Annotated in this window: 20 protein-coding genes, 5 pseudogenes and 1 riboswitch; of the genes and pseudogenes, 17 read left to right on the forward strand and 8 right to left on the reverse strand. The window is 38.8% G+C overall.

From position 1 onward, the window contains the following. Positions 1 to 221: 221 nt before the first annotated feature. Positions 222 to 393: pseudogene (locus tag JCM19034_RS25205) on the forward strand (IS200/IS605 family transposase); the annotation flags it as partial. A gap of 330 nt (positions 394 to 723) precedes the next feature. Here JCM19034_RS25205 and JCM19034_RS15185 read toward each other — a convergent pair. From JCM19034_RS15185 to JCM19034_RS15190, 3 genes and pseudogenes are all read right to left on the reverse strand, one after another. Beyond that, positions 724 to 951, reverse strand: coding sequence for a hypothetical protein (locus JCM19034_RS15185; protein ID WP_062051052.1), 228 nt, complete (start codon positions 949 to 951; stop codon positions 724 to 726). A gap of 124 nt (positions 952 to 1,075) precedes the next feature. Continuing rightward, a pseudogene (locus tag JCM19034_RS23405) lies at positions 1,076 to 1,156 on the reverse strand (hypothetical protein); the annotation flags it as partial. Continuing rightward, complete coding sequence (locus JCM19034_RS15190) at positions 1,132 to 1,899, reverse strand: AraC family ligand binding domain-containing protein (protein WP_370622068.1); 768 nt, start codon at positions 1,897 to 1,899, stop codon at positions 1,132 to 1,134. The pseudogene JCM19034_RS23405 and the gene JCM19034_RS15190, both read right to left, overlap by 25 nt. Positions 1,900 to 2,110: 211 nt before the next feature. On the opposite strand from JCM19034_RS15190, the pseudogene JCM19034_RS15195 reads away from it, so the two are divergent. Next, positions 2,111 to 2,915 (forward strand): annotated as a pseudogene (locus JCM19034_RS15195) (phytanoyl-CoA dioxygenase family protein). A 435-nt stretch (positions 2,916 to 3,350) separates the two neighbouring features. On the opposite strand, the gene JCM19034_RS15200 reads toward JCM19034_RS15195, so the two are convergent. Further along, complete coding sequence (locus JCM19034_RS15200; RefSeq protein ID WP_062051054.1) at positions 3,351 to 4,088, reverse strand: LysR substrate-binding domain-containing protein; 738 nt, start codon at positions 4,086 to 4,088, stop codon at positions 3,351 to 3,353. Continuing rightward, the gene (locus tag JCM19034_RS23410; protein ID WP_082394115.1) at positions 4,073 to 4,201 is read right to left on the reverse strand and encodes a LysR family transcriptional regulator; all 129 of its coding nucleotides are present in this window, start codon (positions 4,199 to 4,201) and stop codon (positions 4,073 to 4,075) included. The genes JCM19034_RS15200 and JCM19034_RS23410 overlap by 16 nt, the downstream gene beginning before the upstream one ends. Before the next feature lie 116 nt (positions 4,202 to 4,317). Here JCM19034_RS23410 and JCM19034_RS24205 point away from each other — a divergent pair, with 116 nt between their 5' ends. Then, complete coding sequence (locus JCM19034_RS24205; RefSeq protein ID WP_269431711.1) at positions 4,318 to 4,764, forward strand: hypothetical protein; 447 nt, start codon at positions 4,318 to 4,320, stop codon at positions 4,762 to 4,764. A gap of 20 nt (positions 4,765 to 4,784) precedes the next feature. Next, entirely contained in the window at positions 4,785 to 5,330 is a 546-nt protein-coding gene (locus JCM19034_RS24210; RefSeq protein WP_269431712.1) for a hypothetical protein, read from the forward strand. A gap of 292 nt (positions 5,331 to 5,622) precedes the next feature. Here JCM19034_RS24210 and JCM19034_RS15210 read toward each other — a convergent pair whose 3' ends face one another. Further along, positions 5,623 to 6,900 carry a glycoside hydrolase family 27 protein gene (locus tag JCM19034_RS15210; RefSeq protein ID WP_062051161.1) on the reverse strand — a complete coding sequence of 426 codons (1,278 nt, stop codon included), beginning with the start codon at positions 6,898 to 6,900 and terminating at the stop codon, positions 5,623 to 5,625. Positions 6,901 to 7,351: 451 nt separating this feature from the next. On the opposite strand from JCM19034_RS15210, the gene JCM19034_RS24215 reads away from it, so the two are divergent. From JCM19034_RS24215 to JCM19034_RS15250, 8 genes are all read left to right on the forward strand, one after another. Beyond that, on the forward strand, positions 7,352 to 7,546 hold the full coding sequence (locus JCM19034_RS24215) for a family 43 glycosylhydrolase (RefSeq protein ID WP_269431716.1): 195 nt from the start codon (positions 7,352 to 7,354) through the stop codon (positions 7,544 to 7,546). Then, on the forward strand, positions 7,543 to 8,085 hold the full coding sequence (locus JCM19034_RS15215; RefSeq protein ID WP_269431713.1) for an arabinan endo-1,5-alpha-L-arabinosidase: 543 nt from the start codon (positions 7,543 to 7,545) through the stop codon (positions 8,083 to 8,085). Before JCM19034_RS24215 ends, JCM19034_RS15215 begins: the two co-directional genes overlap by 4 nt. A gap of 237 nt (positions 8,086 to 8,322) precedes the next feature. Beyond that, a complete protein-coding gene (locus JCM19034_RS15220; RefSeq protein WP_062051056.1) occupies positions 8,323 to 9,432 on the forward strand; it encodes a hypothetical protein in 1,110 nt (369 codons plus the stop codon). A gap of 140 nt (positions 9,433 to 9,572) precedes the next feature. Beyond that, positions 9,573 to 9,935, forward strand: coding sequence for a hypothetical protein (locus JCM19034_RS21895; protein ID WP_062051058.1), 363 nt, complete (start codon positions 9,573 to 9,575; stop codon positions 9,933 to 9,935). Then, the gene (locus JCM19034_RS15230) at positions 9,932 to 10,249 is read left to right on the forward strand and encodes an HAD family hydrolase (protein WP_197276417.1); all 318 of its coding nucleotides are present in this window, start codon (positions 9,932 to 9,934) and stop codon (positions 10,247 to 10,249) included. The genes JCM19034_RS21895 and JCM19034_RS15230 overlap by 4 nt, the downstream gene beginning before the upstream one ends. Before the next feature lie 178 nt (positions 10,250 to 10,427). Continuing rightward, entirely contained in the window at positions 10,428 to 11,123 is a 696-nt protein-coding gene (locus tag JCM19034_RS15235) for a hypothetical protein (RefSeq protein ID WP_062051062.1), read from the forward strand. A gap of 36 nt (positions 11,124 to 11,159) precedes the next feature. Continuing rightward, positions 11,160 to 11,681, forward strand: a complete 522-nt coding sequence (locus JCM19034_RS15240) for a GNAT family N-acetyltransferase (protein ID WP_062051064.1) — start codon at positions 11,160 to 11,162, stop codon at positions 11,679 to 11,681. 214 nt (positions 11,682 to 11,895) lie between these two features. Then, positions 11,896 to 12,078 carry a hypothetical protein gene (locus JCM19034_RS15250; RefSeq protein ID WP_062051068.1) on the forward strand — a complete coding sequence of 61 codons (183 nt, stop codon included), beginning with the start codon at positions 11,896 to 11,898 and terminating at the stop codon, positions 12,076 to 12,078. A gap of 283 nt (positions 12,079 to 12,361) precedes the next feature. Here the strand turns inward: JCM19034_RS15250 and JCM19034_RS15255 are convergent, their stop codons facing one another. Both JCM19034_RS15255 and JCM19034_RS21900 read right to left on the reverse strand, forming a co-directional pair. Then, a complete protein-coding gene (locus tag JCM19034_RS15255; protein WP_156324008.1) occupies positions 12,362 to 13,465 on the reverse strand; it encodes an APC family permease in 1,104 nt (367 codons plus the stop codon). Beyond that, entirely contained in the window at positions 13,462 to 13,713 is a 252-nt protein-coding gene (locus JCM19034_RS21900; protein ID WP_156324009.1) for an APC family permease, read from the reverse strand. Before JCM19034_RS21900 ends, JCM19034_RS15255 begins: the two co-directional genes overlap by 4 nt. Before the next feature lie 274 nt (positions 13,714 to 13,987). After that, a riboswitch (guanidine-I (ykkC/yxkD leader) is annotated at positions 13,988 to 14,089 on the forward strand. Positions 14,090 to 14,194: 105 nt separating this feature from the next. Here JCM19034_RS21900 and JCM19034_RS15260 point away from each other — a divergent pair. The 5 genes and pseudogenes from JCM19034_RS15260 to JCM19034_RS24220 all read left to right on the forward strand — a co-directional run bounded on the left by JCM19034_RS15260 (position 14,195) and on the right by JCM19034_RS24220 (position 21,166). Then, positions 14,195 to 14,904: pseudogene (locus tag JCM19034_RS15260) on the forward strand (urea amidolyase associated protein UAAP1). Between the two features lie 14 nt (positions 14,905 to 14,918). After that, the gene (locus JCM19034_RS15265) at positions 14,919 to 15,569 is read left to right on the forward strand and encodes an urea amidolyase associated protein UAAP2 (protein WP_062051070.1); all 651 of its coding nucleotides are present in this window, start codon (positions 14,919 to 14,921) and stop codon (positions 15,567 to 15,569) included. Positions 15,570 to 15,608: 39 nt separating this feature from the next. Then, positions 15,609 to 19,247 carry an urea carboxylase gene (gene uca / locus JCM19034_RS15270; RefSeq protein ID WP_062051072.1) on the forward strand — a complete coding sequence of 1,213 codons (3,639 nt, stop codon included), beginning with the start codon at positions 15,609 to 15,611 and terminating at the stop codon, positions 19,245 to 19,247. Further along, a pseudogene (atzF, locus tag JCM19034_RS15275) lies at positions 19,244 to 20,979 on the forward strand (allophanate hydrolase). Before uca ends, atzF begins: the two are co-directional and overlap by 4 nt. A 58-nt stretch (positions 20,980 to 21,037) precedes the next feature. Then, on the forward strand, positions 21,038 to 21,166 hold the full coding sequence (locus JCM19034_RS24220; RefSeq protein WP_269431714.1) for an RAxF-45 family protein: 129 nt from the start codon (positions 21,038 to 21,040) through the stop codon (positions 21,164 to 21,166). Positions 21,167 to 21,299 lie beyond the last annotated feature (133 nt).

Consider the following 21,299-nt stretch of genomic DNA (forward strand, 5'->3'; position numbering starts at 1 on the left):
CAATTTTTATTCAGATAATAGACTTAAACCTTGTAAGCCCTATACGATGTTTTAACCAATTCTTTAGTACGTACATTATCTTTAAAACCTATGCCCTCTATAATGTATTCTACCTCATGATATTAATCATAAAATTAACAGTCACCACCATTTCTATTATTCATTTCCTCCCTGCCTTTTAAATTTTTCGCAACTTTTTACGTACATTAAAACGATTACTATACGGGAACCGGAAATTCTGGTGTTGGGGTTTCTATGTTAATACAGAGGGCAGAAATAAGAAACATATAAGATTACATTAAAAATATAGTTGAAAGAAGACTACATAGGTTACCAGTTATCATTATACGAAGATCATTACCGATTTACGGTGAGAAAAATAAGAAGAAATAAAGAAATTCTTTAGAATGAGTGAATGTGGTGCAGGCGGGCCTCCCTCAATGAGCCTTTTAGGCCGAGGCCAGAGATACTTTCAGCCACAGAGTAAACCACCAGTTCATACTGGTGGTTTTGATTAGAATCGTGCTATTTATAGGTAAGATTCGATAACCTTTTTGAAATCTTGATTGACAATGGAATTAAATGATTTATTAATTAACACTTGTTTTTGGTCGTTTAATATAAGTACAGGATAATAATTCACAACTGAACTTCCTCTAACTTTTAATTTCTGATATTCGATATGGCTAATTTGTTCTTTTGGAATTGAGAGCTTCTGACCTTTTAAGTCAAAACAATCGTGTTTTCATAGATTGAAAATTTATCACTCCGTTTAAATAGTAGCAGGTATAATCCGATAAGTGTAAACACGCCTCCAATTACAATTAACGTCATTTTTGCATAGATAAAGTTTGCACCGATTAAGGAAATGATACCAATGAGAATAAATGCAATACCTGTTTTGTTGTTGTCAGTCTTACCAGCATACAAAAGTTCACCATAATTATTCAAATTTACCCCTCCTAATTATTTACATAGATATAATATTTTAATCCAATCCGTTAGATTATACCAGTACTAATAGTACCATTATCCAGATTCTCCTTGCATTGCATAGCTTTTCAAATTAAGTTTTTTATTTATGCTTTTGTCTATCTTTTGAACGGATATTTTTTGCAAACTCACTTGGTGTTAAGCCTGTATATTTACGAAATTGGCGGGTGAAATGGTTGTAATTTTGAAAGCTACTTCATGTGCTGCCTCAGAAGCATTCCGATTTGTATGTGCAAGGAGCAGGGTAGCCTGTTTAATTCGCATTCGGTTCAGTGCTTCGATAATGGACTCGCCAGTATTTTCCTTAAACAAATGGGCAAGTCTTGATGGAGATAGTCCAATGTTTTGGGCTAGCTCTTCGACTCGAATTGTCTCGTTCATTCGCTCAGCCAGTAAGTAAAGGGTTTCTTCTATGCGAGGATCAAATTCACTAGTATGCTGCTTGGCAAGTAACATAAGAATCTCTCTTAAGGCACTTACGCACAATTCATGCCAATAACTCCCTTGCTCCCTTGAGTCTGATAAAATTCGGCGGAACGCATAATAGATGCGTTCTCTCACTGCTTGTTGCTCAATATGTTGGATCGTCAGTGCATCAAGTGGTAGTAGACCTGTGTCCATGAATCCTTCCTTAAAATGTGCCCATACAAAATTCCAGCGTTCTCCTTTAGGTGTACCGTATCGATGAGGTGTTCCGGGTTTCAATAGTGTGATCTCACCGGTTCTTGTACGATGTTCTTGGCCTTCTATCTCGAAAAAACCCTCTCCAGCTAATGTGTACGTGATTAGCCAGTCATTCATCCCATTTGGTCGTACGGTGGAATAAATGTCGCGTTCGTCGAAATGACCAGCGATCACAACCCCGTGTGAGTGTCCGTCATAGTCGGATGGCCGATTAATCTCCATAATACACAACCTTTTCTATTGTTCTTATTAAATAATGGCGTGAGAGCTTTTCTTCCTAATAGTTTAGCTTAATAAAAGCAAGTGAACAAGTTGATTATAGCAGGATTGTATGTATTTTTAGCAAGATCGATCCTTCTTTAAACAAGTATTGGAACTATATAATGAAGAAGCATAGGAAATAACAAGAGCAGAATTAAAGGAGGGAAAAACTGTGGCTGAATATCAAGTGTTAACAAAGGAACAAAAGCAACAATTTGAAGAAGAAGGTTATGTCATTGTGAAAGGTCTGTTTACAGAGGAGCAACTAATGGAGATTACGAGTACCTTTGATGATATTAGCAATCAAGTAATTCCTGGGCATTTTGAGCCAGATCTTCAGAGAGACACAGAGGATCCGTTAAAGCGTTATCCAAGAGTTATGCATCCGCACCGATTTAATGAAACTGCCAAACGCTATATGCTACATCAACCGGTTATGAAGGTTCTTGCTGATTTGTATGAGGAAGAGGCGTTGGCAGCACAGAGTATGTTCTATTATAAGCCACCAGGTGCACGAGCAGGCACTTCACCAAGATAATTTTTACTTGAAGGTTGAGCCGGGCAATTGCATCGCTGCATGGACGGCAATCGATTCGGCTGATGAAGATAATGGAGGATTACTAGTTGTACCAAAGACGAGTGACTATGACATTGTTTGTCCTGAATTGTCTGATGCAAAGGAATCATTTACGACCCATTACGTAAAGCCACCGAAGGAAAAGAAACCTGTTCCGATCGTGATGGAAAAGGGCGATGTGCTCTTCTTTAATGGGAATCTAATTCACGGATCGTACCGCAATAAGACGAAAGATCGTTTTCGACGATCGTTCATCTGTCACTACGCAAACAGTTCAGCTACTCATATTGCCTCACATTATCGTCCGTTATTCCGTGCAGATGGAACCCCAGTGGATATGAAGACGAATCCCGATGGAGGTCCGTGTGGAGTTGAATATGATTCACCGTATGTCCATTAAATTTTTATACTAAGGCTTTTAGACGGATAATGTCGTGGTGGGGGAAGAAGCAAGGTGGAAATGGAAGGGTAGATTACTGAGACACGCTATGTTGGTATTCATGATTTGCTATTGGAAGGGAAAGAGACAGCATGCTCGCAGTCATACTTAAAAACCTTCCAAGAAATATAAGTATACGGTTGTTATTTTGACTGGGAATTGTAACGTAAAACAATGGTAACAAATATATTATTTGTTCAAGGGTTATGAAAATTTGAGTTATGTTGGTTATGGCTTGAATAGAGGAATCTGAACTAGATGAATTCAGTATAAATCTAAATGTTAAATAAAATCAAAGTGTCTAAAAAACGCTAACTTTCTCCACCAATGAGTGACACCTATCCAATACAGGTTGATGTAAGAAAACACATTAGAAGTGACTAATGTGTTTTCTATTTATAATTCATTCTTATTTATTTGCTCTATAAAAGAAGTTAAAACCCTATTAGTATTCAAGTCTTTACGTCTAACAAGATGCGTTTGCATAAGAAGATACTCTTTTGGAAGGGGGGTTGAGTTGTATTCTTTTGCTTGGGTTTCAGAAATCACTGATAAAGGAAGAACTGCTGAAGCCAACCCTGATTTCACACAATTTAATAAAGTATCTAAGGTGTTTACTTCTATAACGTTAGTTGGTTTATCGCCGGTACTATCTAACCATTCAACTAGAACCTTTCTAAATGGACACCCTTCAGGAAATACTGCCCAAGTCTTTGGTGTCTGTTCAGGTTTAACTCCTCTTTTAGTAATTAGACTAACGACATCTTGAATCGTATATTCGACTTCGATCAAATTGGATTTTGTTTGGCCTGTGATAAATGCCGCATCAAGCTTGTATTTCTGAATCATCTCTAATAATTTTGGTGATGTCCCAGTAATTAACGAAATCGATACATTAGGATGCTGTTTTTTGAAATCAGAAAGTATATTCATAAATTTATTTGAGGCAAGAGTCTCAACAACTCCAATTGCCAACTTCCCTTCAAAGTTCTCCGCATCTTGAACAGCTGCAACCGCTTCTTCAGCCCGTTTATTTATGGAGGCTGCATGCTCATAAAAAATGAATCCTCTTTCAGTTAAGCTAACTCCTTTTGGGTGTCTATTAAATAGAGTAACACCTAAATCAGACTCCAATTTTTTATACGATTGGTGACATTAGACTGTACATATCCTAGTTTGTCTGCCGCTTTAGAAACATTTCCCTCATCAGCTACTGTTAGAAAAACTTTTAAATCAGTTAACTCCATAATGAAACTCCTCATCATTATTATTGATCGATACATCATTTTTAATCATTTTATTAAATATCTAATCCTATGTAAACTTTAAATTGCAAGCAAATAAAAAACAGGAGTGATTAATTATGTCAAAGTACCCCAATTTATTTTCCGAATCTAAGATTGGTTCATTGGAGTTGTCAAATAGAACGGTAGTATCTCCAATGACTAGAACAAGTGCTGAACCGAACGGATTAGCTAATGAAAGAATGGCCCTATATTATTCACGCTTTGCAAGAGGTGGCTTTTCTTTAATAATTACTGAAGGTACTTATCCTGATTTGACACATGGGCAAGCGTATGAAAATCAACCCGGAATTGCAACGGAAGAGCAAGCTGCTGCTTGGAAACCAGTGGTAGATGCTGTTCACAAAGAAGGTGGGAAAATCTTTTTACAAATTCAACATGCAGGAGCACTAGTTCAGTACAATCGCTATAAGGACTATTCATTAGCACCGTCTGCTATTAAACCAAAGGGGAAAAACTTAAAGATCATGGGGGAAGTGGAGAATATTCGATTCCAAGAGAAATAAGTAAAAAAGAAATAGAGACAGTGATTGAGAGCTTTGCTAATGCTGCATTAAGAGCTAAAAATATTGGCTTTGATGGAATTGAAGTTCATGGGGCCAATGGGTATTTATTAGATCAATTTCATACGGACTATACAAATCTTCGCGAAGATGAATTTGGAGGGACACCTGAAAATCGTGTTCGGCTAAGTGTTTTAGTGTTAAAAGCAATTCGAAATAAAGTGGGCAACAATTTTGTTGTAGGTATCCGCGTTTCTCAAGGTAAAGTAAATGATTTCTATCATAAATGGAAAGGAGAAGAGGATGAAGCAAAAATCATCTTTGAGAATCTAGCCTCAGCTAGCCCAGATTATATACACACAACGGAGTTTCAAGCAGATAAACCAGCGTTTGGAGAAGATAGTCATACACTTGCATACCTTGCCAAAAAGTATGGAAAAATTCCTGTAGTTGCCAATGGGCAGTTAGGAGAGCCAGATACTGCAGAGAAAATGATTGGTAATGGAGAGACTGACTTTGTTGCACTAGGGACTAGTGCTTTGGCCAACCCTGATTGGCAAATAAAGTGAAAGATAATCAACCATTATTTAAGTTTGATCATCGTGTGTTTGATCCTATTGCTGTAATAAGAGATGAAGAAACTTATTAGATACTCGAATAAGGCATCCTTCTTTTCCTGTTATAATTCTTAAACAAGGATTAACTGATGCGATTTATCAGAAGATGTCTATAATTTATTGTCAAAGCCGGTGAAATTTACGTAAAGTATTAATTTCACCGGCTTTTTCATTTCTGAGAAGGGGTTTGTCCGAGCCTCGTTGTTTGTTTCTTAAAGAATACTATTCTATCCAAGACCGCTTTTTAGCTTAGTCGTATAAGCGATGAACCATGTGGTGGAAGAACAGTTTCAATTTCATCAATGCTACCTAGGTCTTGTTGCTTCCAAAGCTCTTTTCCTTGCTTTGGTTCGAATAAACCAAGTTGTTCTAATGAAACGTTGAGCGTTGCTTCGCTTTCACTTATATTAAATAATGCGACATATGTCTCATCTTGCTTCCCTTTTGCCGTCCAGACGACGTGGTCGTTTAAGCGATAAAGCAATCGGTTGCTGTGACTATGTTGATTAACATTAAGAACATCTTCGTTCGTTAACAAAGATAAGGTCCATTCATCGTTGTCACGGAGCTCTCCACCGAACATGAGCGGCGATTTGAAAATACTCCAAAGAGTCATCATTGTTTTTTGTTCGTCCTTTGTAAAACGTGTCCATCTGTCTCCGCCAGGACCATCAACAGATCGTAAACCTAAATGACCTAAAGGTAGCATGTCACAGTCTGGCCAACTTCCTGGAGCAACATGCTTTTCCCACACTTCACATCGTTCAAACATGTTATATAATAAATCCCATTGATCCCAAAAGTCATCCGTCATTCTCCACATGTTAGCGTTTTCTTTAAACGATTGGGCGTATTCAATTGGTGCAGGTCCAGGTGAGAGGCTTAAAACGATATCGCGCCCGCAATGATTAATAGCATTGTGGATTAATTCAATTTCCTTCAAATGAGTATCATATAATCTCGATGCAGCAATATCATCGACTTTAATAAAATCGACTCCCCATTGTGCGTATAATTCAAACAACGAATTGTAATAGGCTTGTGCACCTTCTTGAGATGGATCAATTCCATACATATCTGTATTCCATGGACAGATCGAATTAGGATGAGCAATATCCCTTGCTCGTTGATCTGAGCCTAAAATGGCTGTATTCGCATGAACTGCTTGTCTAGGAATTCCTCTCATAATATGAATACCAAACTTTAATCCAAGACTATGAATATAGTCTCCAAGCGGTTTAAATCCAGCACCGTTTATTGCAGATGGAAAGCGATTGACGGCCGGTAGCAACCTTGAATATTCATCCATTTCTAACGGAGCAAAGGCGTGATAACGAGAGGAATCTGCTGTTGGCTCATACCACTGAATATCGACTACAACATATTCCCAGCCAAATCGTTTTAAATGCTCTTGAATATAATCTGCGTTCCCTTTAACTTCTTCCTCTGTCACACTTGCACCATAGCAATCCCAACTATTCCAACCCATAGGGGGTGTAGGTGCAAAAGATTGATGTTTCATTAATTTCATGCGCAAAACCTCCATTTTTTTGGTGAAAAGAAATAAATACTTGCTATTTGAGAATCTATACCTTTATTATATAATAAAATATATATAGAAATATATTAATAAATAGATTAATTGAATTGTTTTGTAAGCGTTGTATTTGATATGTGATCATTGTTTTGAAAGGGCTTTATTTATTCATCCGAGATTTAAGAAATCGATGAGTTTGAGTTGACCACGGAATAGGAAGGAGAAATATCATGTTTAACTCTGAATGCTTTAAAGGAATTGATTTCTATAAGAAGAGTTGGGATTTGAAAGGTGCTTTGTGGGCACATGATCCCGTTATTAGTAAAGAAGGTGACAAATGGTATGTCTTTCATACAGGTAGGGGAATTGGGGTAAAATCCTCTGAGGACGGCATCCATTGGAAGCAGGAAAAACCGATCTTTTCATCGTTGCCAGAATGGAGCAAAGAGTATGTACCGGAAAAACAGAGGAGAGTATTTGGGCACCGGATATATCGTTTTATAATGGAGTGTACTATCTCTATTATTCGGTTTCGACGTTCGGGGAAAATACTTCAGCCATTGGGTTGGTTACAAATACAACATTAGATTCTGCCAACCAGACTTCGAATGGAAGGATCAAGGGTATGTGATTCACTCAACATCAGACGATAATTACAATGCGATTGATGCGAATTTAATTGTTGATGAACAGGGGCAGCCTTGGTTAAACTTTGGATCTTTTTGGGGAGGGATGCAGCTTATTCAATTAGATCCAAAAACAATGAAGCCAGCTGTTGACGCTGAACTGATTACGATTTCGACTAGAAGACTAGAACCGAATACGATTGAAGCTCCATTCATTGTCCATCGAGACGGTTACTACTATCAATTCGTATCGTTTGATTTTTGCTGTCGCGGGGTAGATAGTACATATAATATCGTCGTTGGTCGTTCAAAGGAGATTACTGGACCGTATGTAGATAAAGATGAAACGTCGATGATGGAAGGTGGAGGGACATTAGTAGACGCTGGTGATGAGCGTTGGATCGGACCTGGCCACTGTGCTGTTTATTTTTCAGGGGAATCTAGTATTCTTGTGAATCATGCGTATGATGCGGAGAATGAAGGAAAGCCAACCTTACAAATAAGGCCACTGTATTGGGATGAAAATGGATGGCCACACTTATAGGAAGATTTAAAACGCCTTGGGAGATTGACTCTTGAGGCGTTATATTGTATTACTGCTTTTTCATGTCTTCTGGAGTTAATCTTTTACCGTACACTTTACTTATGTTTTATTCTCTACCATGTTTGAAAGTGTTCGATACTTATTTACGGTGAAACGTTTCATATAAGACAATCGTAGAACATATTATTCTTACTTTTATTAACTTAAGCAGAAAGAGTGGTGTGAAATGTTGAAAAAATGATACTTTGTCTTTTCTCATTAACGTTATTTTTATCTGCTTGTTCAAATTCAGAAGGAACGAGTGAAAAAGTGATAACAGAGGAAGACGTAACAGCAGAATCGAATACAGAGGTAAGTGACCTGGAGCAGCTAATTGGCGAACATATTATAATGGAAGGCTCGTCAATTGAACTTCCTTTTGACGGTTTAGTTAGAGATGCTCATTTTTCAGAAGATGGCAGAGTGAAGTTATTTGTTACAAAAGATATGATCATTGTCATTGATGATACCGAAATTGTTCACGTATCGAAGGCAATTAGTGCCGATATTTTTTCAGATCCTACTGTTTCATTCGATGGTAAATATGCTGTTTGGCGACGAGACGCTGCTAAAGAAGATTACGCCATTGCCATATTCGATGTTGAAAACAGAACAATTGATTATGTAGAAAGTACGGATAAGTACGATGTATTTGGGGTGTACTTATATTTGCCTTTAATTGAAAAGGTAGAGGATGAATACTTCTTAGTGATGAACCACTATTTGTATGGATATGATGTGGCCATGGCTTTAAATGTGACGACGAAGGAAATGTACTCAAAAGAATATCCAGAAGACCAAGAAGTGTTAAGTAAATTGAAACAAGAACCTGTTTATTCGGGCGATGAAACGTATGTACCTATGGTAGAAAATTGGGCTAATGTGAATAACCTTAGTGGACAGGATTCTTCTTACTACGGATACTATGAATATTTTTTCGAAGCTGATTCTGAAGCAGAAATCATTGAACAAATCTATGCCGTTTATACACCTGAACCAAAGGTAATTGATCTCGAACTTGATAAGCATGGAATTGATTTATCCGATCAAACGAAACAAATAGACTTTAGAAACGATATAATAATTGCTGATAACGGAAGCTTTGTCTTCACACAATATGAACAAAATGAAGAAGAGGCTTATAAAATGTTTACATATTACATTGATTTAGCGAACACACCAGTCGAGCCAGTCCTTGTTCATGAAAGTGAATTTAATGAAGCAAAAAAGGATGTTTTCTATAATCATGATGCAAAAGGGATTTACATTGTGGAAAAAGGAAAGCTGAACTTTTTTGAATTAAACTAAAGCGAAACGATAGCTAGCACTAACAGGGGCATTCCTTCAATAAGGGATGCTCTTTCTATGCTACAACGAATTAAGGAATTAAATGTTAAAATGGATAAGTACGAACTAGTTTAAGTGAAAAACAGAGAGTGAGGGGAAGCATGAACATTGGTTTCGATTTAGACAATACGTTATTAAATATTAAAATGTGTGAACGGGAATCAATCTTAGAGGCACTCATCGAACATGAAATTCTAAAAACCCGAGAGGATAACAGGCAACAAGAGCTTCTACATACATACGAGAAAATGAGCAGTTATCATTGGGGGCAAATAGGAGAGAAATCTCCTTTCGAAGTTATACAACGTTCCATTTCCGACTTATTAAAGGATTATAGTGAATCGTTTGATGCATCACTTATAACGAAAAGCTATTGGGAATTCTTTTGTCGTTCTTCACAATTGGAACCAGGTGCAAGAGAAGTATTAGAGTCTTTATCAAAAAACATCGCCTGTTTTGTTTGACGAATGGGTACAGTGAGTCTCAAAGAGGGCGGTTGAAGGCAGCTAAGATAGAGCATTATTTTGAAGAAGTTTTCATATCTGAAGAAATAGGTGTTGCCAAGCCAAATCCAAAAGCGGTGGAAATTTGCCTAGAAAAATTAGACTTAAGCAAAGAAAAAACGATTTATATAGGAGATTCGATCATAAATGACTACCCCGCAGCAAACGGGGCAGGCATCCACTTCTACTACTATAACCCGACAAATAGTGAAACTAGCGAACGTAAGGGATTAACTCAAATTAGTTATCTACAAGATTTATTAGATATTCTTTGAAGCATGTGCGGCTAAGCTAATCAGAATGTGAATAGGCACCCAAAATAAAAGTGTCTTTTTTTCATTAGTGGGGTATATTTTACTAATTAAATAGATTACTATTATTCGCACAAGTAACTTAATAGTTAACTATGCTCGTGGATAAGACCATGTATCTATGTTAGGAGTTGTTTTTTCTTTGAAAAAGCCGATATCAATCATTCTTTCACTAATTGCTATTGTTATTTTAACGATGGGGATTTATCTTTTGATTATAACCATTCAAGAAATGGTATTTGTCCCTAACGACTATGTAATGTGGACATTTAACTACCCAACATCAAGATTGATTTTTATTTATGAACTATACCTATTAATTGGGTTTTTCTATATTTTATATAAGAAAGAATCTCAGAACAAAGGATCTGAAGCAAAAGACAGATTCATAAAAATGAATAGAAACTATATCTTTGCATTTATTGCAAGCAATATTGTCTTGTTTTACATCATTGTTTCTGCAGTTACTGTCATAACGAGCAACAAAATTATTGATTATTCATTTCTATATCCACAAGGACGTGAATTTAGTTACAAAGATGTAGTAAAGATTAGCACAGGAGTATATGGTGATAAATTCTACCTACCGTTTACACATTCAAAGGGTGAATTCTTTTATATTATTGAGTTAGCCGATGGTAAAAAAGTTCATTTAAATGAACTTGGGGGAGTTATGAATGATGAACATGTATTCTTTATCATAGAAGAGCTTGACCGTGAATTTGTAAATATGGGCATTCCTAAAGTTTCGAGTATGGAAAATTTTCAATATACTACCGAACATTTAGATGAAATTTATACAGATAAAATTCAGAGTATACTAGAAAATACAAATTAAAGAAATCATCTTTGATGTATCAAGGGAGGTTTAGCAATGATATTTGATAGGAGTGATAGTGTAATTATTCGTTCAATGATACAAAGTGACATAGAAAAGCTCGTAGTCGGATTTGCAGAACAAAATTGGCATAAACCTAAAGAGTTGTATGAGGGTTACTTTATACGACAAGAAAACAATGAACAGATTGTAATTGTTGCTGAAGTAAACAATCAAGCTGCAGGCTACGTAACTCTTTTACCATGTACTTCAACAGGGCCATTTGCATTTAAAAATATACCTGAAATCATTGATTTAAACGTCCTAATGAAATTTCAGAAAAATGGAATTGGAAACAAGTTAATGGATGTTGTAGAAAGAATAGCAAAAGAATATAGTGACAAAGTGTCTCTAGCTGTTGGTTTGCATAACGGGTATGGTGCTGCTCAAAAAATGTACGTTAAGCGAGGGTTTATCCCTGATGGTTCAGGTGTTTGGTATAAGGGAAAACAGCTGGAGCAATACGCTCAGTGTGCGAATGATGATGATTTACACCTATATTTATTAAAGTCTTTTTAATGAGAAATACGAGAATTAAGATCGTTAAAAGACGGTCTTTTTTTCATTTAACAAGAGTAGCAATATTCAATGTTAATATGATATATGCCACTATGGTTACTGTGAAAATAAGAAAAAATGATCTCGATACAACAGACTGTGCTACTGAATACGTAGATAAGATTCGACAATTGAAAGATCAGCGTATTTTGGTGGTTTTCAATGGGGCTTATTCATGGTAGTTATTATGGAATACGTATTGCCTAATTTATCTACTGGCGAACTAAATGTTAAGTGGATTAGTATCTTGATTTGGATGTTAGGAGGAGTATTTTTCGGCACTGCAATGTATTGGTTTTTCCTGTTGGCAGCTGCTGCGATTCTATTTTGGGTTAAACAATATCTATTGATAAGGTAAATTGCCTGTGGATTTATATAACCTAAAATTAGGATGTCACCTTTGATTATTAGAATGAGAAGAGTAGAGTCGTAACTGTTCCCGTTTATTCTCGTTTGCTTTCGCCTCATAAATAATGGCGTGGCAAATTTATCATTTGCCACACCATTCATTCTATTATCATTTCCCATTATTAAATTTGCTGTAGAGCAAGAACCCTGTCATTAAGCGTTAAAGCTTAGATGCAGGAAATTGTTATTCAAGTATAACTTTTTGATGAGTAAAACTTAGATAGCTTCCTTTTCTAAAACAACGCCTCTTTGTTTGTCATCTGATTCTGGCAGAGGTTGACTGCTCCGTTCGTCAAGAAGCCAAGGTAGATCAAGCCGAGTGCGATCCAGATGAACCCACCTATTAACGTAGGAAGATCTAATAAAAAGAGAAGCCAGGCAATAAAGGCTGCACCTATAAGTGGTGAAATGAGGTTAACAATGATTCCTTTAACAGAACGATTACGTTGCTGCTTATTCTTAACATACATCGTAATGACACATAAATTCACGAAGAAGAAAGCTGTTAGTGCTCCAAAGTTGACAAAACGCAGTGCCGCATCAATTGAGATGAAAATCGCTGATAACGTGATGACAGATGAAAAGAGGATATTTAGCACTGGTGTTTTAAATTTTGGATGGAGATAGCCAAAAAATTTCTTAGGTAACGTCGAATCACGACCCATGACATACAACAGTCGAGATACAGCTGTGACTGATGCCAGACCTTGCGTGAAAATCGCCGCAATGAGAACGATCATGAAAACAGAGCTTAACAAACTTCCTCCGACAATACTGACTAATTCTAGAGCAGCCGAGTCTGGGTTTTGATATGTAAAGTTAGGAACAATTAATTGAATAAAATAAGATGTGGTTACATGTAGAACACCAACGATTGCAATCATAATAAAGATGGCACGTGGGATCGTCTTCTTTGGGTTGACGGTTTCTTCTGATAAAGTCGTCATCGTATCAAACCCTAAAAAGGAGAAAATGACAACCGATGCACCAGCCAAAACGATCGAAAGAGACATGTCACTATTGATGAAAGGATCCATTGATAAAAGGGTTCCGCTTCCGGTTCCGTTGATTAAGCCATTAATCATAAATCCACAGAAAGATATAATAAAGATAATTTGTAATAAAACAAAGAAGCTACTAATGTTGGCTGAAGAATTAACGCCGACAATACTTATTAACGCTAAAAGGATCGTTAATCCGATAATCCACACATATGAAGGGACTTGTGGGAATTGGGTATTTAGGAAAATGCCAAATGTAATACAAGCAATAATCGGGGCAAATAGATAATTAAAGAGTAATACCCAACCGACGATAAAGCCAAGTTTGGAATTCATCGTTTTTTGACAAATGTATAAGCCGAGCCTGAGATCGGTATTTTCCTTGCCATCACTGCATAACTTGCTCCAGTAAATAGAACAGCGATAACCGCTATTGCGTAAGCGGGAGTTAAATAGCTACTAGAGCCCTCGTAGGCTACACCAAAAACGGAAAAATAGATCATTGGGGTATTCCATGCTAAACCTAGCATAACCACTTGAAACAAAGACAACGTTCTTTTTAAATGAGGTTGTTTTCTTTTCATTTTAACAGCTCCTTAAAGTGTCTAAATTATTCTGATATAGAAATTTGTTTATCTGCGAAATGATGAAATGAATATGTTGCTAATTTTTAGTGGAACAGATAAAAGATTCAACTAGTGTGTGATATAAACTGACATACTTTTTAAAGCTTAAAAATTAGCTAGATTGTGCCTTTAGAAATCTTTGTCAAGTTTTCTGACAAACTCCTTGTTGTTCGTTTTATTGTTTTTTATACTTCGGTTAAGTTAATAAAGGTTCTCACTAGCTGTTGAGGACAAATAAGCTTTCTAGGGTTCCGTTGATGTGTGATCAAGTCTGGTCCGAGAGAGAGCGGTACAGATATTCTGTATTACACGGAAGGATAAAAGCCTGGGAGATATCTCCTAGGCTTTTATCCTTTTTTATTTTAAAAACTTGAGGGGTTTGGTTATTTGGGGAAAAGCCGTTTTGTGGCTTTCAAATACAGAAAGGGAGGCAACGAATATGAGTTGGAAAAAAACGATTCCTGCGGGAGGAAAGTGGTCTGGTGTCATTAGTAAAGGTAAACACATTTGCTTTACTGCACTTGAGAAAGGGGCAAATTTATCGGTTTTGTTTTATAACCCGAAGGATTTAACGGAGCGTTATAATATGCCAGATACGTTGAAAGCACAGCATACGTCGCATTTAACTACAGGTCATGTTCTCATGAGTGATAATGGACGTGCGATTGCTAGTATCGTAGCGGATACACTTGGTTGGCATGATTCCATTTCTGGTTATACAACGAGAGAGTTGACGGACCAAAAATACGGAAAAACAACGTATCAAGAGCTGCGTAATGATTGGCATCGTAGTGGTCATGAGAATTTTTAATCGAGTTAGTCAGAAATGGATTAGGAAAACGAGATTTGGTGCCTAATGTAAATCTCTTTTCCAAAGTGTTCTGCGATGAAGCGGGCGATATGAATTTTGTGGTGGACCATTGTCAAAAAGGTGCAACGGTGACGCTTAGAACGGAGATGGATTTGTTAGTTGTTCTCTCCAATACTCCGAACCCGCTTGATCCAAAAACGACGTATCCGTCTGTTCCAGTTTCTATTGAGGTATCTAAAGCAAATGAAGTGAAAGAGGATGATTATTGTTTGAATTTCCGGCCTGAAAATCGTCGTGCATTTGAAAATACATGGGAATACGAAACACTAGTGAAATAAAGGAGGAATAAAGTATGGCTGTTTTTAATCGAGTTGAGAGTGAACGTAGAGCAGAAGAAGCGATTTATAGCAAAGTTATCCAAGCGGGCGATGGCTGGATGCATGAGTTAGAAACAGGGCAAGTATTGAGAATAGAAGATTTAGAGGGGAATCAAGCGGCTGACACGTTATTCTTTGATGCGGACAATCCGGATGACCACTATAGTGCAGTTGCAACGATTTCTCAGCAACAAAATATTTATTTATCAACAGGCTCAGTTCTCAGAGCAGAATCTGGTAAACCATTAATGACGATTGTCGCTGACACATGTGGGCGACATGATACATTAGGTGGGGCGTGTTCGGCTCAAAGTAATACTGTACGTTACGCCCATGACACGTTCCCTATGCACAATTGCCGTGATACGTTTATGCTGCAAATGGCTAAATACGATGGAGCATATGAAAAGCGTGATTTAGCACCTAATATTAACTTTTTTATGAATGTTCCTGTTACACCAGAGGGTGGACTTACATTTGCTGACGGAGTATCTGGTCCGAATCGTTACGTGGAAATGAAAGCAGAATGTCGCACAACGACGTTGATTAGTAATTGTCCACAGTTAAATAACCCTTGTAATGCTTATAATCCAACGCCAGTTCGTGTTCTTATATGGGAAAAGTAATCGTCAAATTCATATCAAACCATCATTGGAGGTTATCCTATGTTTAAGAAAGTGTTAATTGCAAATCGCGGTGCCATTGCTGTTCGAATTGAGCGAACATTAAGAAATATGGGAATCAAATCAGTTGCTGTTTATACGAAAGCGGATCAGGACAGTCTTCATGTCTACCATGCAGATGAAGCGGTCCTAATCGGTGAGGGCCCAGCAAAAGAAAGTTATCTTAATGCCGATCTCATTTTGGAAACAGCTGTACAAACGGGAGCTGAAGCGATTCATCCAGGTTACGGGTTTTTAAGTGAGAATGCTGATTTTGCACATGCCTGCCAAGAAAAGGGGATAGCTTTTATCGGACCGACGGGAGAGCAAATGGAGATGTTTGGGCTGAAGCATTCGGCTCGAGAACTTGCTATAAAAGCTGGAGTTCCATTATTACCAGGGACGAGCTTGCTGACGGAAGTAGACGAAGCATTGCAAGAAGCCAAAGCGATTGGTTATCCAGTTATACTTAAAAGTACAGCAGGTGGCGGCGGGATTGGTATGCGCATTTGCGAAGACGCAGATGCACTTAAACAAGCGTACGAAGGTGTCCGTCACCTTGCTGAAGTGAACTTTAATAATAGCGGACTATTTTTAGAAAAATATATTGCAAGAGCACGCCATGTGGAAGTGCAAATATTCGGTACTGCTTTAGGAGAGGTTGTCACATTAGGAGAGCGTGACTGTTCGATTCAGCGCCGTAACCAAAAGGTCATTGAGGAAAGTCCAGCCCCTCATCTATCAGATGAGGTCCGTCAAAAGATGTTTGCTGCATCAAAGCGTTTAGCTAAAGAGGTTGGCTATCGTAGTGCCGGAACAGTTGAGTATTTATATGACCCAAAAACAGAGGAGTTCTACTTCCTTGAAGTAAACACGAGACTACAAGTAGAGCATGGTGTTACGGAAGAGGTGATAGGGGTTGACCTTGTTGAATGGATGGTGAAAGAAGCAGCAAATGAATTGACAGATTTAGCATCACTTGTACGAAAGCCAGTCGGACATAGTATTCAAGCACGTATTTATGCAGAGGATTGTTTGCAAAACTTCCGTCCAAGTGCAGGTCAATTGGATCGCGTTGTGTTATCGGACAAAGCACGTGTGGAAACATGGTTACGCGACGGGGTAACGGTCACATCGCTTTATGATCCGATGCTGGCAAAAATCATCGTTCACGGTGAGAGCCGTGAAGAGGCGATAAACAAGCTGCATCAGGCATTAGAGGAAACACGGTTTTACGGAGTGACGACAAACCTCCAATATGTGCAGGCATTGTTAGAAGATGAGGCGTGTAGGAAGGGGCTTGTTTATACGCAAATGTTGAAAAACTTTGAGCCAGTGGAGGATGCTATCGAGGTTATAGACGGTGGCGTTCAAACGACAGTTCAAGACTTTCCTGGGCGTACGGGTCATTGGGATGTTGGCGTACCACCATGCGGACCAATGGACCCACTTTCATTCCGAGTTGGAAATAAGCTACTCGGAAACGATGATCATGCATCAGGTCTTGAGTTAACATTGCGTGGGGGCTCTTACAAATTTAGAAATGATATTTGGTTCTGTTTAACAGGTGCAGACATGCAGGCGGTATTAGATGAAGAAATCGTCCCGCTATATCAGCCGATTTTAGCGAGAAAAGGTCAAGTACTTAAATTCGGTGAAGCAAATACAGGGATGCGTAGTTATTTATTGGTTTCTGGGGGATTTGATATTCCGCTTACCCTTAATAGTGCATCTACATTTACATTAGGTGGCTTTGGAGGACATGGTGGTCGTGCTCTTCGTACTGGAGATGTATTGAACATTAACCGCGCTGGGGAACCGTTTGAGAAAAAAGAGCTAGACATTGCTTCTAGACCTGAAATGACAAACACTTGGACGATCGGAGTTATCCCTGGGCCACATTGTACCGAAGAATTTCTCCAACCAGATTATTTAACACAATTAACCGAAACAAGCTGGGAAGTCCATTTTAACAGTTCACGTACAGGTGTCCGTTTAATAGGACCTGCACCTAACTGGTCACGTGAGGATGGTGGGGATGCCGGCTTACACCCATCGAATATTCATGATAATGCATATGCGGTTGGAACACTTGATTTAACAGGAGATATGCCGATTTTACTTGGTCCAGACGGTCCGAGCTTAGGGGGGTTCGTTTGTCCGGTTACGACAGCATCGGCTGAATTTTGGAAGCTCGGTCAACTACACCCAGGTGATAAGATCCGTTTTGAACTGTTAACACTAGAAGATGCAAATGAACTACGCCAAGAACAGGAAAAGCAATTAAGAGCGATCGGGGAAGGAGAAAGGATCGATGCTCGCGTAGAAAGTGTGCGACCAGCAGTTAGAAAGGTCAATGCAAATGACCCGATCCTAGCACGAGAGGTTAAGAATAGACGATTCCCTATTACGATTCGTTGCTCTGGCGATGAATATCTCCTTGTCGAATATGGCGAAATGGAGCTTGATTTGTTGCTTCGCTTCCAAGCACACGTATTAATGGAGGCGATTAAAGAGAAAAGTGACATTCCGTATGTGGATTTAACACCAGGAATTCGTTCATTACAAGTTCATATTGATCCAACGAAGACAACTGTACAAGAGACCGCCGCGATAATTATGGAGCTTGATAGCCAATTGCCACCACTTGAAGAAATAGATGTCCCATCTCGTATTGTAAAGCTTCCATTATCGTGGGACGATCCAGCGACACAGCTTGCAACGGATCGTTATCAAAAAAATGTTCGTCCCGATGCACCATGGTGTCCGAGCAACTTGGAATTTATACGTCGCATTAACGGTTTGAACGATCTAGATGAAGTAAAGGATGTTGTATTTAATGCGAATTATTTAGTGATGGGCTTAGGCGATGTCTATTTAGGGGCACCAGTTGCGACTCCAATTGATCCGCGTCATCGGCTCGTGACAACAAAATACAACCCAGCACGCACGTGGACTCCGGAAAATGCGGTTGGAATTGGTGGAGCTTATATGTGTGTCTACGGGATGGAAGGCCCTGGGGGTTATCAATTTGTTGGTCGAACGATTCAAATGTGGAATAAGCTGCATTCAAATAAAAACTTTGAAGATGGAAAGCCGTGGCTGCTTCGGTTCTTTGATCAGATTCAGTTCTATCCGGTTGGAGATAAGGAGCTCCTTAAGCTTCGTGAAGATTTCCCGCGCGGTCGCTTTGATGTCGATATTACCGAAACGACATTTAAGCTTGGCGAGTACTTAGCTTATTTAAAGTCGATTGAAGAAGACATTGAAGTGTTCCGTAAGAAACAGCAGGATGCATTCAGAGCCGAGCGAGAAAGCTGGAAGTCAAAAGGACTTGCGGAGTACATCTCTGAGCAAGATACGGTTACTGATAGTGAAGAAGATGAGCTTCCTGAAGGAGTTATTGCTGTTCGTTGCTCTATGCCAGGGAGTATTTGGAAAGTAGTAGTTGAACCTAGTCAATTCGTGAAAAAAGGCGAGACCTTATTAATAGAAGAAAGTATGAAAATGGAGTTCCCGCAAACCGCAACATGTGACGGCTATATCGACAGTATTTATGTTAAGCCTGGTGATGAAGTTCATGCAGGTCAACTCATTGTTGGTATACGAGAAGAGAAAAAAGAGGCGGTGTCAACATCATGAACATACCAGAGCATTTAACGCTTGAATGGTTAAGAGATCAGTATATAAAAAAGGAGCTTACACCAAAAGAGGTTGTGCTAAAGATCATTGAGCGAGCAAATGCGGACGAGGAAATGAATATTTGGATTACACCTCCTTCCCTAAAATGGATAGCTCCTTACTTAGAAAGGTTGAACTCTCTTGAAATTGAGAGTTCACCGCTTTGGGGAATACCATTTGCGATCAAAGATAATATTGATTTAGCAGGCGTTCCGACAACAGCGGGCTGTCAAGAATATATGTATGAACCTCGTGAAGATGCGTCCGTTGTCTCACGATTACTTGCTGCTGGTGCAATTCCCATTGGAAAAACAAATCTTGATCAATTTGCAACAGGATTAGTCGGTACAAGAAGCCATATGGGGAAACTCATAATGCCCTACGTCCTGAACTGATTAGTGGAGGGTCAAGTTCTGGCTCAGCGGTTGCAGTTGCACGTGGTCAAGCTGTATTTAGCTTAGGAACCGATACAGCAGGCTCCGGTCGAATTCCAGCGTTGTTAAATAATCTTGTTGGATATAAGCCAAGTATTGGTGCTTGGTCAACAAAGGGAGTTGTGCCGGCTTGTGCAAGTTTGGATTGTGTAACTGTTTTTTCTCATTATTTTGAGGAAGCGATGATCGTTGATCGCGTTGCTCGCGGCATTGATGAGCAGGATCCATGGTCCAAGGAATTTCCGGTACCAAAAGCAACGGTTCCTAATCGGATTATGCTACCTAACAAATTGCCTCAATTTTATGGACCTTTTGCTGATAAATACCAAGAGGCATGGGAACGAACAGTGAAACAAATCGAGCATCTTGGTGTAAAGGTGGATTATGTGGATACCTCGTTCTTATTAGACGCCGCTTCGCTATTATATGATGGTCCGATGGTCGCAGAACGCTGGGCAGCTCTGGGGGAATTTGTTGATGAACATCCAGGTGTGACGTTTCCAGTAACAGAAGAGGTGCTTCGATCTGGTTCTGCAACGCACCATCATGCAGCAGCGGTTTACAAAGCACAGCATCAGCTTCAAGCTTATAAACTTCAAGCGAAGAAGCTACTTGAAAATGGTGTACTCATTCTCCCGACAGCAGGTGGCACATGGACACGTGAACAAGTACGCGAAAATCCAATTGAAACGAACAGTGAGATGGGGCGTTACACGAATCATTGTAATTTATTAGATATGTGTGCAGTGGCAATTCCTGCTGGCGAAGCTGATTCGAATCTACCATTTGGCATTACGATATTCGGTTTAGCAGCTGATGAAGACTTGATTTGTGGAGCAGCGAATCTCATCCAATTAAGTCGTGATTCAGAGGAAACAACGCTTATTGCTGTTTGTGGATTACATATGAAAGGGTTTCTTTTAGAGAAGCAAATGAAAGAATGCCGTGCTCGTTTTGTTCGTGAGGATAAATCAGCTCCTGTTTACCAATTTATTAAACTATCATTAGAGCCTGCAAAGCCTGGAATGATTAAAAAGCAGGATGGTAGCGGTGGAGCAATCGAGCTTGAAATTTGGGAAATGCCGCTTTCTGAGTTTGGTAAATTTGTAACGATGATTCCATCCCCACTTGCAATTGGTAAGGTCGAGCTAGCTGACGGTAGTGAGGTTCCTGGCTTTGTATGTGAGGCTTACGCCGCCGAAGGAGCTGAGGATATTACAAAGCTCGGGGGATGGCGTCGTTATCACGATACAATTTGAATAAAATACCTATATCTGATATTATGTAACTAACTTTAATGAATCGGAGGTGGGTAAGATGTTGAATCAAGCTGTTTTAGAGCACGGATTTTGGGTTGAATTCCTTTATTTAAACCGTGCCAAATTTGCTGCTGTAGTTGTTAACGGGATACGTATGCCCTTTTTTAGCAACTCAATAGCAAACTAAAACGGTGAAAAACATCTCTTTACCCACGTTAAAAAGGACGGTTGAAAGGAGAGCTATTTTCATGCTCTCCTTTTTTGTGTTTTATTACAGACCATGTGGAGATATGTCTTCCCATGGCTTTTTTTTGTATTTA

It is taken from the genome of Bacillus sp. JCM 19034, assembly GCF_001310635.1.
GTDB lineage: Bacteria > Bacillota > Bacilli > Bacillales > Bacillaceae_D > Halalkalibacter.